The 16,864-nt window shown below is 47.5% G+C and carries 8 protein-coding genes and 2 rRNA genes; all 10 read left to right on the plus strand.

Annotation, left to right across the window (positions count from 1 at the left end; translation table 11 throughout):
• The gene (gene dnaA, locus ACE3MZ_RS00005) at nucleotides 1-1,353 is read left to right on the plus strand and encodes a chromosomal replication initiator protein DnaA (RefSeq protein WP_411344549.1); all 1,353 of its coding nucleotides are present in this window, start codon (nucleotides 1-3) and stop codon (nucleotides 1,351-1,353) included.
• Between the two features lie 213 nt (nucleotides 1,354-1,566).
• Entirely contained in the window at nucleotides 1,567-2,709 is a 1,143-nt protein-coding gene (gene dnaN, locus ACE3MZ_RS00010) for a DNA polymerase III subunit beta (protein WP_411344550.1), read from the plus strand.
• 303 nt (nucleotides 2,710-3,012) lie between these two features.
• A complete protein-coding gene (gene yaaA / locus ACE3MZ_RS00015; protein ID WP_411344551.1) occupies nucleotides 3,013-3,231 on the plus strand; it encodes a S4 domain-containing protein YaaA in 219 nt (72 codons plus the stop codon).
• A gap of 17 nt (nucleotides 3,232-3,248) precedes the next feature.
• Nucleotides 3,249-4,361 carry a DNA replication/repair protein RecF gene (gene recF / locus ACE3MZ_RS00020; RefSeq protein ID WP_411344552.1) on the plus strand — a complete coding sequence of 371 codons (1,113 nt, stop codon included), beginning with the start codon at nucleotides 3,249-3,251 and terminating at the stop codon, nucleotides 4,359-4,361.
• Between the two features lie 15 nt (nucleotides 4,362-4,376).
• Nucleotides 4,377-4,628: an extracellular matrix regulator RemB gene (gene remB / locus ACE3MZ_RS00025; RefSeq protein WP_322907167.1), complete on the plus strand. Its 252-nt coding sequence runs from the start codon at nucleotides 4,377-4,379 to the stop codon at nucleotides 4,626-4,628.
• Between the two features lie 51 nt (nucleotides 4,629-4,679).
• Nucleotides 4,680-6,599: a DNA topoisomerase (ATP-hydrolyzing) subunit B gene (gyrB, locus tag ACE3MZ_RS00030; RefSeq protein WP_411344553.1), complete on the plus strand. Its 1,920-nt coding sequence runs from the start codon at nucleotides 4,680-4,682 to the stop codon at nucleotides 6,597-6,599.
• A gap of 364 nt (nucleotides 6,600-6,963) precedes the next feature.
• The gene (gene gyrA, locus ACE3MZ_RS00035; RefSeq protein WP_411344554.1) at nucleotides 6,964-9,522 is read left to right on the plus strand and encodes a DNA gyrase subunit A; all 2,559 of its coding nucleotides are present in this window, start codon (nucleotides 6,964-6,966) and stop codon (nucleotides 9,520-9,522) included.
• Nucleotides 9,523-10,292: 770 nt separating this feature from the next.
• A complete protein-coding gene (locus ACE3MZ_RS00040) occupies nucleotides 10,293-11,360 on the plus strand; it encodes an HD-GYP domain-containing protein (protein WP_411344555.1) in 1,068 nt (355 codons plus the stop codon).
• A 747-nt stretch (nucleotides 11,361-12,107) separates the two neighbouring features.
• Nucleotides 12,108-13,660, plus strand: a 16S ribosomal RNA gene (locus ACE3MZ_RS00045).
• Nucleotides 13,661-13,915: 255 nt separating this feature from the next.
• Nucleotides 13,916-16,840: ribosomal RNA gene (locus tag ACE3MZ_RS00050) — 23S ribosomal RNA — on the plus strand.
• Together the 16S and 23S rRNA genes form the textbook arrangement of a ribosomal RNA operon.
• Nucleotides 16,841-16,864 lie beyond the last annotated feature (24 nt).

Genomic DNA, 16,864 nt, shown 5'->3' on the forward strand with positions numbered 1-16,864 from the left:
GTGGACAGCCATACCTCCGAATTATGGCAGCAAATACTATCGATTATTCAGACAAAGCTCAGTAAGCCGAGTTTTGACACCTGGTTCAAGGCAACCAAAGCGCTGACATTTACGGAAAACTCAATCGTTATCTCAGCACCGACCACCTTCGCCGTTGAATGGCTAGAAAGCCGGTATACCAAACTGGTCAGCTCTACGGTTTTTGAATTTTTGGGAAGACAGGTTGATGTGAAATTTGTCATTGAGGAAGCTGTTCCGGAAGAAGCTCTCATCCCGCAGCAGGCACCGGTTCAACCGGCAGTCGTGCAGGCAGAGGAACCACTCGCCAACATGCTGAATCCCAAATATACATTCGATACATTCGTCATCGGGGCGGGCAACCGTTTTGCCCATGCAGCCTCGCTTGCGGTCGCCGAAGCGCCTGCCAAAGCATACAATCCGCTGTTTTTGTACGGTGGTGTCGGTCTTGGCAAAACGCATTTGATGCATGCGATCGGTCACTACATTTTGCAGCACAATCCGAACAGCAAAGTAGTGTACATTTCCTCGGAGAAATTCACGAACGAATTTATCAACTCAATTCGTGACAACCGTGGGGAAAGCTTCCGCAACAAGTACCGCAACATCGACATTTTGCTGATCGATGATATTCAATTTTTGGCGGGTAAAGAATCGACGCAAGAGGAATTTTTCCACACGTTTAATGCACTGCATGAGGAAAGTAAGCAGATCATTATTTCCAGTGATCGACCGCCGAAGGAAATTCCAACACTGGAAGAACGACTACGTTCGCGGTTTGAATGGGGTTTGATTACGGATATTCAGCCGCCAGATCTGGAGACGCGGATTGCGATTTTACGAAAAAAAGCCCGCGCCGAAAATCTCGATATTCCGAATGAAGCGATGATGTATATCGCTAATCAGATCGATACGAACATCCGGGAGCTAGAAGGCGCTCTCATCCGAGTAGTCGCGTATTCGTCGCTGACGAATCAAGATGTGACCTCGCATCTGGCAGCGGAAGCACTGAAGGATATCATTCCTTCCAGTCGTCCCAAAATTATTACCATTCAGGACATTCAGCAGCGGGTTGGCGAATATTACAATCTCAAGCTGGAGGATTTCAAAGCGCGTAAACGGACCAAAGCAGTTGCCTTTCCACGGCAAATCGCCATGTATCTGTCTCGCGAGCTGACCGATTATTCTCTGCCGAAGATTGGAGAAGCTTTTGGTGGACGTGACCATACAACCGTAATTCACGCCCATGAGAAAATCACCCAATCGCTCAAATCCGATCAGGAATTGTTTAAGGTAGTCAACAATCTGATGGACAAGATCAAAAATCCATCCTGAACAACAACAAGCCTATACACACTTTATACACATGTGGATAGGCTTAATTTTATGCCGTCATGACTGGGCTCAAGTGGGTTATCCACATATTCACCGCCCCTACTACGATTACTACTATATTTTAAATATATACTTCTTGCTAAAACGCACCTCACGGTGCATCGGTATAAAAGATATCGCAAAGCATGAATGATGCTGATTAGGAGTGAAACTATGAAGATCCAAATCTCGAAAACCTATCTGAATGAATCGATACAACATGTATCCAAAGCTATTTCCAGTCGCACAACGATCCCCATCCTGAGTGGTATCAAGTTTGATGTGAGTTATTCAGGTGTAACCCTCACTGCTAGTGATACAGACATTTCGATCCAATCGTTTATCCCGGCAGAAGATGCAGATAAGACGATCGTGCAGATCGACCGCCCAGGCAGTGTTGTTTTACCAGCTAAATTCTTTGTTGAAATTATCAAAAAACTCCCATCCCAAGAAATCGAGATGGAAGTCAAAGATGGATTTCAAACATTTATCCGTGCAGGTGCTACCGACATCCAATTGGTTGGTCTGGACCCCGAAGAATTCCCAGTACTACCAAACATCGAAGAAAATCAGCAAATTTCCGTTCCTGGTGATCTATTGAAAAATATGATCAAACAAACGGCATTTTCCATCTCCACACAGGAAACAACACCGATCTTGACTGGTGTCCTGTGGAATCTCGTAGAAGGCGAATTGAAATTTGTCGCAACCGATCGTCACCGTCTCGCCAGCCGCACCGTTCATCTGAATGACGAAACGACTGTTCGTTTTAGCAACGTAGTTATCGCTGGTAAAACGCTAAATGAATTGAGCAAAATCATCCCGGACCAAAATCAGCTGCTAGACATCGTCGTTGCTGACAACCAAGTACTGTTCAAAATCGACCGTGTATTGTTCTATTCCCGCATTCTGGACGGCACATATCCGGATACATCCAAAATCATCCCGACCAGTTTCAAAACAGAGCTGGTGATGGATACGAAAAAACTGGCAGATTCTATTGATCGTGCCTATCTGTTGTCCCGCGAAGAGAAAACAAACATCGTACGCATGCAAACGCTGGAAAATGGCGCTGTTGAAATTTCCTCCAGTTCTTCCGAACTCGGTCGTGTTACCGAGCAACTGGATATTGCGCGTTTTGAAGGTGAGCCGCTGCGCATCTCGTTCAACTCCAAATATATGCTTGATGTACTGAAAGTGATCGAAAGCGAGCAATTGTCGATCCAATTTACCGGCATTATGAGTCCGATCATCATCAAGCCACTGGATGAAAGCCGTAGCCTATATATCATCCTGCCATACCGTACAACGAACTAATATGCATAAATAAACAGGTTTATACATTTGCGAAACGTCGTCTCAAAAACTTATGCACATGTGTATAACCATTTGCTTTGCATGTCCACTCCACAAAGACACGTCATTTCAGGCTGCCCTCGCGGCAGCCTTTGGCATGCTCTGTATCTACTGCCTTATGGCAAAATAACGAAAAATAGCCGGGTACTTTGCCCATAACCGTAGTAGTGCATGCTTGGACTATGGTATGATGCAAAGACCTGGCTATTCATTTCTGAGCGGCCCCATTAATTAGTCATCCCGAAAGGACGGTTTATCCCTATTATGAAAATGATTTCGATTTCGACGGAATATATTAAGCTGGATCAATTTTTGAAGTTAGCGGATTGCGTATCCACAGGCGGAAGCGCCAAAGCCTTATTGCAAGAACAGATGGTCAAAGTGAACGGAGAGCCGGAAGAGCGTCGCGGTCGCAAGCTGTATGCCGGAGATGAAGTGGATGTGCAAGGCGAGGGCAAATTCAAGGTTCAACGTGAGCAATAAGCCGGAGGATCGTACTGATGTTCATTAACCAAGTTAGCCTACAACATTATCGCAATTATGAGCATCTACAGCTGGATTCCTTTGCACCAGTCAATCTGTTTATCGGACAGAACGCACAGGGCAAAACGAATCTGATCGAAGCGCTGTTTGTGCTGGCGCTATCCAAGTCACACCGGACGAACAAAGACAAGGAATTGATCTCCTTTGATTCCGATAGCGCTCGGATCACCTGCGAAGCGGACAAAAAGTATGGCAAGGTCAAACTGGAGCTCAACTTTTCCGCACGAGGGAAAAAGGCAAAGATTAACGGGCTAGAGCAGCGCAAGCTGAGCGATTTTATCGGTACGATCAATGCGGTTATGTTCGCGCCAGAAGATCTGGAGATCGTCAAAGGCTCGCCGGGCATTCGCCGCCGTTTTCTGGATATGGAGATCGGACAGGTACAGCCGAGCTATTTGCATCACTTACAGCAGTATCAGAAAGTGCTTGTACAGCGCAACAATTTTCTGAAGCAAGCGTGGAGCTCTGGCAGTAAGGACAGCACGATGCTGGATATCTGGAATGAGCAACTGGTCGAACATGGTGTACGAATTGTCAAAAAGCGCAAGCAATTTATCCACAAGCTTCAAGGCTGGGCGGAAAATATCCACATGGGGATAACTGGTGGCAAAGAGAAACTACTGCTATCATACGTCCCGTCATTTGGCGAATCGGAAGAAGAAGATGAAGCTGTCTTATTTGAGCAATTTATGATAAAATTATCACAAGTGAAAGAACAGGAATATCGCCGTGGCGCGACTCTGGCAGGTCCACATCGGGACGATTTGACCTTTCACATCAACGGCAATGAAGCCGCTGTTTTTGGATCGCAAGGTCAGCAGCGCACAACCGCTTTATCGCTGAAACTGGCTGAAATTGAATTGATTCACGAAGAGATCGGAGAATATCCGATTCTTTTGCTGGACGACGTTCTATCCGAACTGGACCCTTATCGTCAAACCCAGCTGATTGAGACATTTCAGGACAAAGTGCAGACTTTCATCACAGCGACCGGAATCGAGAGTATCAATGCCGGACGTTTGAAGGAAGCCCAGATTTTCCATGTCCAGCAGGGGCATATTGAGAAATAAGGGAGGCCCGTTCTTATGTATATTCACCTGGGCGGCGAGAAAATTATCCGTTTTTCCGAACTTGTAGCTATTTTTGATATATCGATTGAGAAGTCTTCCAAAATCTCCAAGCAGTTCGTCAGCTTTGCTCACGAAGACAAAAAGGTCGAAGCAATCGGCGAAGAAGAACCAAAGTCGATTGTAGTCACCAAAAACAAAGTGTATTACTCTCCCATTTCCTCTGCCACGCTGAAGAAGCGTACCAATAGCTTTTTGATGAATGCATAACTGCAACCGCTGCGTATGGTTGCCTTAAAATACAGAAGTAGGTGAAATGTCATGTCGACGAATCAACCGGCTTATGATGCCAGTCAGATTCAGGTGCTTGAAGGTTTGGAAGCCGTTCGTAAGCGTCCGGGTATGTATATCGGATCGACCAGCTCCAAAGGCCTGCATCACCTGGTCTGGGAAATTGTAGATAACAGTATTGACGAGGCGTTAGCCGGATACTGTGACCATATTGAAGTAACTATCCACGAAGATAACAGCATCACCGTTGTCGATAATGGACGCGGAATCCCGGTAGGCGTGGAAGCGAAAACACAGCGCTCCGCGCTTGAAGTCGTTATGACCGTACTACATGCCGGCGGTAAATTTGGCGGCGGCGGATATAAAGTATCCGGCGGTTTGCACGGTGTCGGTGTATCCGTTGTAAATGCACTGTCCGAACATGTGCGCGTTGTAGTCAAAACAGATGGCAAAGTCCATCAGCAAGAATACAGACGTGGTGCGCCTGTCGAAGATATCAAAGTACTTCGCGAGATGAATGACGACGAAGGCACAGGTACAACCGTAACATTTCGTCCAGATGCGGAGATTTTTACTGAAACGACCGTATACGATTACGATACGTTATTAGGACGGATTCGTGAGCTGGCTTTTCTGAATAAAGGTATTGCTCTGAGTCTGACTGATGAACGTACTGGCGTGTCCAACAGTTTCCGTTATGATGGCGGTATTATCGAATATGTGCAGTATTTGAACCAGAATCGGGAAGTCATCAACGAGCAACCGATCTATGTAGAAGGTATGCGCGATCAGATTCAGATTGAGATTGCATTGCAATATAACGAAGGCTACACGGAGAACATTTACTCCTTTGCCAACAACATCAACACGCATGAAGGCGGTACGCACGAATCCGGCTTCAAGAGTGCTCTGACGCGGATCATTAATGATTATGCCCGCCGTAACGGATTGCTCAAGGACAACAACGGCAATCTGACCGGTGAAGATGTGCGTGAAGGTCTGACGGCGATCATTTCTGTGAAGATTCCTGAACCGCAGTTTGAAGGTCAAACCAAAACCAAGCTTGGCAACAGTGAAGTCCGCGGTATTGTAGAATCCCTCTTCTCTGAGAAGTTGCAGGAATTCCTGAACGAGAATCCTTCCGTGGCACGCCGCGTACTGGACAAATCGCTTCAGGCATCCAGAGCGCGTGAAGCGGCTCGTAAGGCACGTGAATTGACACGCCGTAAGAGTATACTGGAAGTCAGCGCATTGCCAGGTAAACTGGCAGACTGCTCGTCCAAGGATGCATCCATCAGCGAACTGTATATCGTTGAGGGTGACTCTGCCGGCGGTTCAGCCAAACAAGGTCGCGATCGTCATTTCCAGGCAATCTTGCCGCTGCGTGGTAAAATTCTGAACGTGGAAAAAGCACGTTTGGATCGGATCCTCGGCAACGCTGAGATTCGTGCGATTATTACGGCGCTCGGTACTGGTATTGGCGACGAGTTTGATCTGTCCAAGGCGCGTTACCACAAAGTTATCATCATGACCGATGCTGATGTCGACGGCGCGCATATTCGTACGCTGCTGCTGACTTTCTTGTATCGGTATATGCGCCAGATTATCGAGGCAGGCTATGTGTATATCGCTCAGCCTCCATTGTTCAAAGTAGAGCGTAACAAAACGGCAGTATACGCCAACTCGGAAAGAGAACGCGACGAGATTATCGCTGGGTTTGGCGAAAATGCCAAATTTAACGTTCAGCGCTATAAAGGTCTGGGTGAGATGAACGCTTCCCAGCTGTGGGAAACGACCATGGATCCCGAAAGTCGCGCCATGCTGCAAGTGAGCATTCAAGACGCCATTCTTGCTGACGCCATCTTTGATACACTGATGGGCGACAATGTAGAACCGCGCCGCGACTTTATCCAAGAAAACGCCAAATACGTCAAAAATCTCGATTTCTAACGAGAAAATAGCGTAATTATACAAATGACAGAGGAGCATCTGCCACACGGTAGATGCTCCTTTTGCTTTTTATAACGCTTTGTCAGGTATCGATAAATATTTTGTGATTTTTGATTGGAAAAGTGCTGCAAATAGCGCGAAAACACAGGACATTACACGAAAAAAATGGTATAATAAAGTGATGTAGCACCGGGCATAACATCATCATTTGATCGCCCCTGAGGCGAGTGCTTTTAACCCCCATACTGGTGACAGGAAACTTATTTTTATACAAAGACCGGCTGGAGTGTAGAAGTCTCCATGACCAGGTCAACAAGCATCCATTTGTGCAAACGAAGGCTGCAATAAGGAGGCTAGGCTTAGCATGGCGGAAGAGAAGTTTTCGCAGATCAAAGACCGGGATATCGGTACAGAGATGCGCGAGTCCTTTATGGACTATGCGATGAGTATTATCGTCAGCCGGGCTTTGCCTGATGTACGCGACGGTTTGAAGCCTGTACATCGGCGTATTTTATTTGCGATGTCGGAACTCGGCATGGCACCGGACAAACCTTACAAAAAATCGGCGAGAATCGTCGGCGAAGTAATCGGTAAGTATCACCCACACGGTGACTCTGCCGTATATGAAACGATGGTAAGGATGGCGCAGGATTTCTCCATGCGTTATATGCTAGTCGATGGTCACGGTAACTTCGGTTCTGTCGACGGCGATATGGCGGCAGCGATGCGTTATACTGAGGCACGTATGTCGAAGATGGCGTTGGAAATGCTACGCGATCTGAACAAAGATACCGTCGATTTTATCCCCAACTATGATGGGGAAGAGCGCGAACCAGTTGTACTGCCAGCTCGTTATCCCAATCTGCTCGTAAACGGCGTTTCGGGGATTGCGGTCGGTATGGCAACGAATATTCCGCCTCATAACCTCGGCGAAGTGATTGATGGCGTACAGGCGATGATCGAGAATCCAGATATTACGTCTATGGAGCTGATGGATTATATCCATGGACCAGACTTCCCGACTTCGGGTTATATTCTGGGTCGTTCCGGTATTCGTCAGGCTTATCAGACAGGTCGTGGTTCTATTACGATGAGAGCCAAGGCAACCATCGAGGAAAATAACAATAAAGCACGGATCGTCGTCAACGAGATTCCGTATCAAGTCAACAAAGCGCGTCTGGTTGAGAAGATCGCTGAACTTGTTCGCGAAAAACGGATCGAAGGCATTACCGATCTGCGTGACGAGTCTGATCGTAACGGGATGCGGATTGTTGTTGAGTTGCGTCGCGATGTGAATCCAAGCGTCGTGCTCAATAACCTGTATAAGCATACTGCGATGCAATCCACATTTGGTGTGAATATGCTGGCGATCGTGAACAACGAACCGAAGCTGCTTGGTCTGCGCGAAGTGATTTATCATTACATTCAGCATCAAATCGAAGTGATTCGTCGCCGTACTGAATTTGAACTGAGAAAAGCAGAAGCTCGCGCGCATATTCTTGAAGGTCTGCGTGTTGCACTGGATAACCTGGACGAAGTTATCGCCCTGATCCGTGCGTCCCAGACAAGTGAAGCGGCACGAGAAGGTTTGATTGAACGTTTCTCACTCAGTCAAGAACAGTCGCAAGCGATTCTGGATATGCGTCTGCAACGTCTGACTGGACTGGAACGCGATAAAATTGAGAATGAATATAACGAACTGCTGCGTATGATTGCTGAATATCGCGATATTCTAGCGAATGAATACCGCGTACTGGAGATCATCAGTGAAGAGCTGAATGAGCTCAAGGAACGGTTTGGCGATGAGCGTCGTACTGAGATTACGGTCGGTGAAGAAAGTATTCTTGACGAGGATCTGATTCCGCAGGAAGAAGTTGTCGTCACCGTCACTCATACCGGTTATATCAAACGTTCTCCGGTAACGACGTATCGTAGCCAGCGCCGTGGTGGACGCGGAGTGATGGGTGTGGATATGAAAGATCAGGACTTTGTCCAGCATCTGTTCGTAACCAATTCTCACCATCATCTGCTATTCTTTACGGACAAAGGTAAAGTATACCGGATCAAAGCATACGAGATTCCGGAACTCGGTCGTACTGCACGCGGAACACCGGTGATCAACCTGATTCAGATCGAACAGGGCGAATCGGTCAATGCCGTCATCCCGGTTCAGGACTTTGAAGGCGATCAGTATCTGTTCTTTGCCACCCGTCAAGGTGTCGTGAAGAAAACGCGTCTGGATGACTATACGAACATCCGTAAGGGTGGTCTGATTGCCATCAATATGCGTGAAGATGATGAACTGATCCAGGTCAAACTGACCGATGGCAAGCAGGACATTATTATGGGTACAGCGTACGGCATGTCCATTCGCTTTAACGAGAATAATGTTCGTTCGATGGGACGTAGCGCTACCGGGGTCAAAGGTATTACTCTGGATGAAGGCGACCGCCTGGTCGGTATGGATCTGATTCAGGACGACCTCAAAGTATTGATCGTTACTGCCAAAGGCTATGGTAAACGCACACCAGGCGAAGAATATCGTCTGCAAACGCGTGGCGGTAAAGGGATCAAAACGATGAACGTGACTGACAAAAATGGTGAGCTGTCCGGTCTGAAAGTCGTTGGCGAGGATGACGATCTGATGATCATCACTACCAGCGGTACACTGATTCGTATGGGCATCGAGACGATCTCCACGATGGGTCGGAATACGCAGGGTGTACGTCTGATTCACATCCGTGATGAAGATTCAGTAGCAACTGTATGTATTACCGAGAAGAGTGAAGAGCCAAAAGAAGATGAATTGGAAGAAACCAATGCAGATGGAACAAAAACAACGGAAGCATCCGCAATGGTAGACAACAGTGAAGTTTCCGATGATGCTCTAGCAGCAGACGAAGGCGACGCAACAGAAGAGTAATACATTCTGCAAATAAACAATCTATAAGCCTCAATTATCATAATTAGTAATGGATACGTGAACCTGTAAAAGCTAGTTTACTATCCACTTTCATAATCAAAAGAGCATGAACCTTAGCCTGAATACAGGCGAAGGGTTCATGCTCTTTTATTTTACATGTATATGATAATGCTATAACCAATCCAATACACAATCACATACCAACGAACCCACCTATACAGCGCCAATCAATCGATCTATCAAGCATGGGATGGTAATTAACCTACTTTATAACTAATAAATTGAATAAATAGATTGTATTATAGGTCTTTAGATGCTAATATATGTACATAATTATAAGTCATAGTACCTATATGTAATTAATTGTAATTTTTATTGCAATCATCTTCTTTATTCTTTCCTACTCTATTCCCCTCTATATACTGCTTTTCTATTGTATTAGTATCTCATTTTGATCCCAGATAGTGATATTCCAATCAATAATACAAGCGGTTTTCGATTACATACATCATGTGCTGATACACCGATGTCCGTTTTGTAGCTACTCCAATCTTTATATAACTAAGAGCTCTGTCCTAATCAACAATTGTTTATTTGATCAAGATGAAGCGGTATCAGATTCTTTCTGATCATGCCTGCATTCTTTCTGAACGTATGTAACCGTCTCCACTATGTACGTATAGTGTCTATTTATGTGAAAACTCCTGTTTTTGTCGTCTCCCATTGTATAGAACATGATCACCTATCCCTTATGAAAAGAGGTTATCCGTATGGTCCTGACTCCAGTATCGGAATTAAAGCCTGGTACTCGTCTGAATAACGATGTATTCACCGAGAAAGGTAATTTGCTACTACCAAAAGGTAAAATGCTATTACCACGCGATTTGACTGTTTTGCAGGCGTTTCTGATTGAAGCGATTGATAATGAGAGACCCGCTCCACCGGCAGCAACAGATACGCCCCTTATTTTGGAATCAACGACGATCAAGCGTCCAGAACGTGTGTCATTTGAACAATCGTATACCTCTATGGTACATATGATCAAACAATGCTTTCAATCTGCATTGGCACAGGATATTCCCGTATACAAACTGCGTACCGGGCTAGAGCAGCTGATCTCACATTCCCGTCACTACAATATCCTGACTTTTTATCCAGCACAGATGAAGCAGGATGAGTATATATATCACAATGCATTGTTGACTAGCTTAACCTCTTATCGAATCGCCAAATGGATGGGTGTCCCTGAGAATGAAGGTATGCAGGTCGCGCTTGCAGGTCTATTCCATGATATCGGTAACATCCGTGTCGATCCCGATATTTTGTACAAACCATCACGTCTTGAGCCATCCGAACTCGACGAGATGCGTCGTCATACATTATACGGATATGAAATCTTGAAAAAAGTAACCGGTATTAATGAAGGTGTCAGACTGGCAGCACTTCAACATCATGAGAAAGTCGATGGATCGGGCTATCCTCTTCGTTTGGATCATACACGTATTCATGTTTATGCTCGTATCGTAGCCGTAGCGGATATTTTTCATGCCATGACTCTATCCAAAAATTATCGTAAAGCCCAATCTCCTTATCTTGTACTGGAACAATTGGAAAGCGAATCCTTTGGCAAACTGGACCCTGCGGTCGTTACCACCTTTATCCGCAAAGTCACCCAGTTCCATAATGGTACAAATGTACGTCTTAGTAACGGAGCAATCGGCAAAATCGTATTTTCCGACCGAGATCATCCCACTCGTCCCATGGTTGCAGTCAATGAAACAATCTACAATCTAATCGAAAACCGCAAACTGCACATTCAATCTGTATTGCAGCACTAGGTGGAATATCGATGATTTACAATCAATCCTATACAATAATGAAGATCATCGTAAAAGAGTATACAGACTATATAAAACACGCCAATTCTTCTATTTGTATCTGTATCCATTTCTATAAAATCTTCTATACAAGGCGCACGAGAGGCTTTGCATTTGAAAATTGTAAATGAAAGAGCTGGAATCTAACAGCAATATGATCCAAGGTAGATATTAAAACTCCTAAAGCATTCCCGTTTGTTGGGAATGCTTTTTATATTCAAAAGTCTTACAGCACCTGTTCTCGAATCTCTTTTATCTTCTAAATATGTATTACATCTATTATAAAGAAAGACAAATGATAACTCTCATAGCTATTCTATTATTGATGATCTAGAAGAGCAGAATGCCATCTGAACAGAATGGACAACTATACGGCAAATATATAAGATGCAAGCTAGTTAAAAAGAAATGGGTAAAAAGGTGTTGACTTGCCCAATCCATCCATGGTATAGTCTATTGTACAAGCATTTTGCAAGCATCTGTCGTTTCTATGATGAGTTACATCATTGAGAAAAACAACTTCAAAAAAAGTTGTTGACAGCAAGCTAGCGAGGTGATAAGATATAAGAGTTGCTGCGAGAGACATCGCGGCACACGAAAGAGCTTGATCTTTGAAAACTGAGCAACGAGTGAGTGAAGAACGTATGTTCTTCAAACTATAGAGAACAGCAATGTTCTCGCCAGCAAGAATTGAGCAAGTCAAACACTTTTATGGAGAGTTTGATCCTGGCTCAGGACGAACGCTGGCGGCGTGCCTAATACATGCAAGTCGAGCGGAGTCAATGAGAAGCTTGCTTCTTTGAGATTTAGCGGCGGACGGGTGAGTAACACGTAGGCAACCTGCCCTTTAGCCTGGGATAACTACCGGAAACGGTAGCTAATACCGGATACTTTCGATGTCCGCATGGACGACGAACGAAAGACGGAGCAATCTGTCACTGAAGGATGGGCCTGCGGCGCATTAGCTAGTTGGTGGGGTAACGGCTTACCAAGGCGACGATGCGTAGCCGACCTGAGAGGGTGATCGGCCACACTGGGACTGAGACACGGCCCAGACTCCTACGGGAGGCAGCAGTAGGGAATCTTCCGCAATGGGCGAAAGCCTGACGGAGCAACGCCGCGTGAGTGATGAAGGTTTTCGGATCGTAAAGCTCTGTTGCCAGGGAAGAACGTTTTCTAGAGTAACTGCTAGAGAAGTGACGGTACCTGAGAAGAAAGCCCCGGCTAACTACGTGCCAGCAGCCGCGGTAATACGTAGGGGGCAAGCGTTGTCCGGAATTATTGGGCGTAAAGCGCGCGCAGGCGGTCATGTAAGTCTGGTGTTTAATCCCGAAGCTCAACTTCGGGTCGCATCGGAAACTGGGTGACTTGAGTGCAGAAGAGGAGAGTGGAATTCCACGTGTAGCGGTGAAATGCGTAGAGATGTGGAGGAACACCAGTGGCGAAGGCGACTCTCTGGGCTGTAACTGACGCTGAGGCGCGAAAGCGTGGGGAGCAAACAGGATTAGATACCCTGGTAGTCCACGCCGTAAACGATGAATGCTAGGTGTTAGGGGTTTCGATACCCTTGGTGCCGAAGTTAACACATTAAGCATTCCGCCTGGGGAGTACGGTCGCAAGACTGAAACTCAAAGGAATTGACGGGGACCCGCACAAGCAGTGGAGTATGTGGTTTAATTCGAAGCAACGCGAAGAACCTTACCAGGTCTTGACATCGGAATGACCGGTACAGAGATGTACCTTTTCTTCGGAACATTCCAGACAGGTGGTGCATGGTTGTCGTCAGCTCGTGTCGTGAGATGTTGGGTTAAGTCCCGCAACGAGCGCAACCCTTATGCTTAGTTGCCAGCATGTAATGATGGGCACTCTAAGCAGACTGCCGGTGACAAACCGGAGGAAGGTGGGGATGACGTCAAATCATCATGCCCCTTATGACCTGGGCTACACACGTACTACAATGGCCGGTACAACGGGAGGCGAAGCCGCGAGGTGGAGCGAATCCTAAAAAGCCGGTCTCAGTTCGGATTGCAGGCTGCAACTCGCCTGCATGAAGTCGGAATTGCTAGTAATCGCGGATCAGCATGCCGCGGTGAATACGTTCCCGGGTCTTGTACACACCGCCCGTCACACCACGAGAGTTTGCAACACCCGAAGTCGGTGGGGTAACCGCAAGGAGCCAGCCGCCGAAGGTGGGGTAGATGATTGGGGTGAAGTCGTAACAAGGTAGCCGTATCGGAAGGTGCGGCTGGATCACCTCCTTTCTATGGAGAATCGCTTCCTGCAACGGAAGCATTCAAATATAAGTCGTTGAGTAATCGACGCGGATCCCATGTGGATCGACACTCACTCGTTGTCAGTTTTGAAAGAGCAACCACTCTTTCAAGTTGATCCTTGAAAACTGGATACCGAAACGAAACATCGCGTTTTAGAAAACTGTTCTTACTGAACACTGTGTAAACAGGATTCGGTAACGAAGAGTAAGATAGGTTCTTCTTTTCTAAGAAGACCACCAACTAGGTTAAGCTAGTAAGAGCACACGGTGGATGCCTAGGCGCTAGGAGCCGACGAAGGACGTGGCGAACAACGATAAGGCCTCGGGGAGCTGTAAGCAAGCTTTGATCCGGGGATGTCCGAATGGGGAAACCTCACTGGATTCATCTCCAGTGACTCACATCTGAATACATAGGATGTGCAGAGGCAGACGAGGGGAACTGAAACATCTAAGTACCCTCAGGAAGAGAAAACAAGAGTGATTCCGTCAGTAGCGGCGAGCGAACGCGGAACAGCCTAAACCAAGAAGCTTGCTTCTTGGGGTTGTGGGACGTCTCTTTGGAGTGACAAAGGAATATGGTAGATGAAGAGGTCTGGAACGGCCCGCCGTAGAAGGTGAAAGCCCTGTAGTTGAAAGCATATTCCCTCCGAGACGGATCCCGAGTAGTGCGGGGCACGTGAAACCCCGTATGAATCTGCCAGGACCATCTGGTAAGGCTAAATACTCCCTAGCGACCGATAGTGAAGCAGTACCGTGAGGGAAAGGTGAAAAGGACCCCGGAAGGGGAGTGAAATAGAACCTGAAACCGTGTGCTTACAAGAAGTCAGAGCCCGATCTATGGGTGATGGCGTGCCTTTTGTAGAATGAACCGGCGAGTTACGTTCCCGTGCAAGGTTAAGGTGAGAAGCCGGAGCCGCAGCGAAAGCGAGTCTGAATAGGGCGACTGTAGTACGTGGACGTAGACCCGAAACCGGGTGATCTACCCCTGTCCAGGATGAAGGTACGGTAACACGTACTGGAGGTCCGAACCCACGCACGTTGAAAAGTGCGGGGATGAGGTGGGGGTAGCGGAGAAATTCCAATCGAACCCGGAGATAGCTGGTTCTCCCCGAAATAGCTTTAGGGCTAGCCTCGGAAGATGAGTCGCGGAGGTAGAGCACTGATTGGATGCGGGGCCCGCAAGGGTTACCAAGTTCAGTCAAACTCCGAATGCCGCAGACTTTATTCCGGGAGTCAGACAGTGGGTGCTAAGGTCCATTGTCGAAAGGGAAACAGCCCAGACCATCAGCTAAGGTCCCGAAGTGTGTGTTAAGTGGAAAAGGATGTGGAGTTGCCCAGACAACCAGGATGTTGGCTTAGAAGCAGCCACCATTGAAAGAGTGCGTAATAGCTCACTGGTCGAGTGACTCTGCGCCGAAAATGTAACGGGGCTAAACACACCACCGAAGCTATGGCTTGATGCATTCGCATCAGGGGTAGGGGAGCGTTGAATGAGGATTGAAGGTGTACCGCAAGGAGCGCTGGACATCATTCAAGTGAGAATGCCGGTATGAGTAACGAAAAGATCAGTGAGAATCTGATCCGCCGAAAACCTAAGGGTTCCTGAGGAAGGCTCGTCCTCTCAGGGTAAGTCGGGACCTAAGGCGAGGCCGAAAGGCGTAGTCGACGGACAACAGGTTGAAATTCCTGTACCACCGAAAGCCGCTATGAGCAACGGGGTGACGCAGGAGGGTAGTGACGCAGGCTGATGGATGCCTGTCTAAGCAGTGAGGCTTGTGTGTAGGCAAATCCGCACACTTCAAGGTCAAGCTGTGATGGGGAGCGAAATATATAGTAGCGAAGGTCATGATCTCACACTGCCAAGAAAAGCCTCTAGCGGAAGCAGGTGCCCGTACCGCAAACCGACACAGGTAGGTGAGAAGAGAATTCTAAGGCGCGCGGAAGAACTCTCGTTAAGGAACTCGGCAAAATGACCCCGTAACTTCGGGAGAAGGGGTGCCCCGGTAGTGTGAATAGCACGAGGGGGCCGCAGTGAAAAGGCCCAAGCGACTGTTTAGCAAAAACACAGGTCTGTGCGAAGCCGCAAGGCGAAGTATACGGGCTGACGCCTGCCCGGTGCTGGAAGGTTAAGGGGAGTGGTTAGTCTTCGGGCGAAGCTATGAACCGAAGCCCCAGTAAACGGCGGCCGTAACTATAACGGTCCTAAGGTAGCGAAATTCCTTGTCAGGTAAATTCTGACCCGCACGAATGGCGTAACGATTTGGGCGCTGTCTCAACGAGAGATCCGGTGAAATTTTAATACCTGTGAAGATGCAGGTTACCCGCGACAAGACGGAAAGACCCCATGGAGCTTTACTGCAGCTTGATATTGAACGGGGTGCGATTTGTACAGGATAGGTGGGAGCCTTGGAAGAGGGAGCGCAAGCTTCCTTGGAGGCGCCGTTGGGATACCACCCTGATCGCATCTGAGTTCTAACCTAGTACCGTGATCCGGTACGGGGACCGTGTCAGGTGGGCAGTTTGACTGGGGCGGTCGCCTCCTAAAATGTAACGGAGGCGCCCTAAGGTTCCCTCAGAATGGTTGGAAATCATTCGAAGAGTGCAAAGGCAAAAGGGAGCTTGACTGCGAGACCTACAAGTCGAGCAGGGACGAAAGTCGGGCTTAGTGATCCGGTGGTACCGCATGGAAGGGCCATCGCTCAACGGATAAAAGCTACCCTGGGGATAACAGGCTTATCTCCCCCAAGAGTCCACATCGACGGGGAGGTTTGGCACCTCGATGTCGGCTCATCGCATCCTGGGGCTGAAGTAGGTCCCAAGGGTTGGGCTGTTCGCCCATTAAAGCGGTACGCGAGCTGGGTTCAGAACGTCGTGAGACAGTTCGGTCCCTATCTGTCGTGGGCGTAGGAAATTTGAGAGGAGCTGTCCTTAGTACGAGAGGACCGGGATGGACGCACCGCTGGTGTACCAGTTGTTCCGCCAGGAGCATCGCTGGGTAGCTACGTGCGGACGGGATAAGCGCTGAAAGCATCTAAGCGTGAAGCCCCCCTCAAGATGAGATTTCCCAAGTTAGTAAGACCCCTTGAAGACGACGAGGTTGATAGGTTGGGGGTGGAAGTGCAGCAATGCATGGAGCTGACCAATACTAATCGGTCGAGGGCTTATCCAAGATTCTAAACACGCGATGAATCGT

The sequence above is a fragment of the Paenibacillus sp. WLX1005 genome, assembly GCF_046603685.1.
Taxonomy (GTDB): domain Bacteria; phylum Bacillota; class Bacilli; order Paenibacillales; family Paenibacillaceae; genus Saccharibacillus.

What these genes read in the sequence shown, in the direction of transcription:
- dnaN (WP_411344550.1), top strand. Translation starts at nt 1,567, where the DNA reads ATGAAGATCCAAATCTCGAAAACCTATCTGAATGAATCGATACAACAT.
- gyrA (WP_411344554.1), top strand. Translation starts at nt 6,964, where the DNA reads ATGGCGGAAGAGAAGTTTTCGCAGATCAAAGACCGGGATATCGGTACA.
- recF (WP_411344552.1), top strand. Translation starts at nt 3,249, where the DNA reads ATGTTCATTAACCAAGTTAGCCTACAACATTATCGCAATTATGAGCAT.
- gyrB (WP_411344553.1), top strand. Translation starts at nt 4,680, where the DNA reads ATGTCGACGAATCAACCGGCTTATGATGCCAGTCAGATTCAGGTGCTT.
- yaaA (WP_411344551.1), top strand. Translation starts at nt 3,013, where the DNA reads ATGAAAATGATTTCGATTTCGACGGAATATATTAAGCTGGATCAATTT.
- ACE3MZ_RS00040 (WP_411344555.1), top strand. Translation starts at nt 10,293, where the DNA reads ATGGTCCTGACTCCAGTATCGGAATTAAAGCCTGGTACTCGTCTGAAT.
- remB (WP_322907167.1), top strand. Translation starts at nt 4,377, where the DNA reads ATGTATATTCACCTGGGCGGCGAGAAAATTATCCGTTTTTCCGAACTT.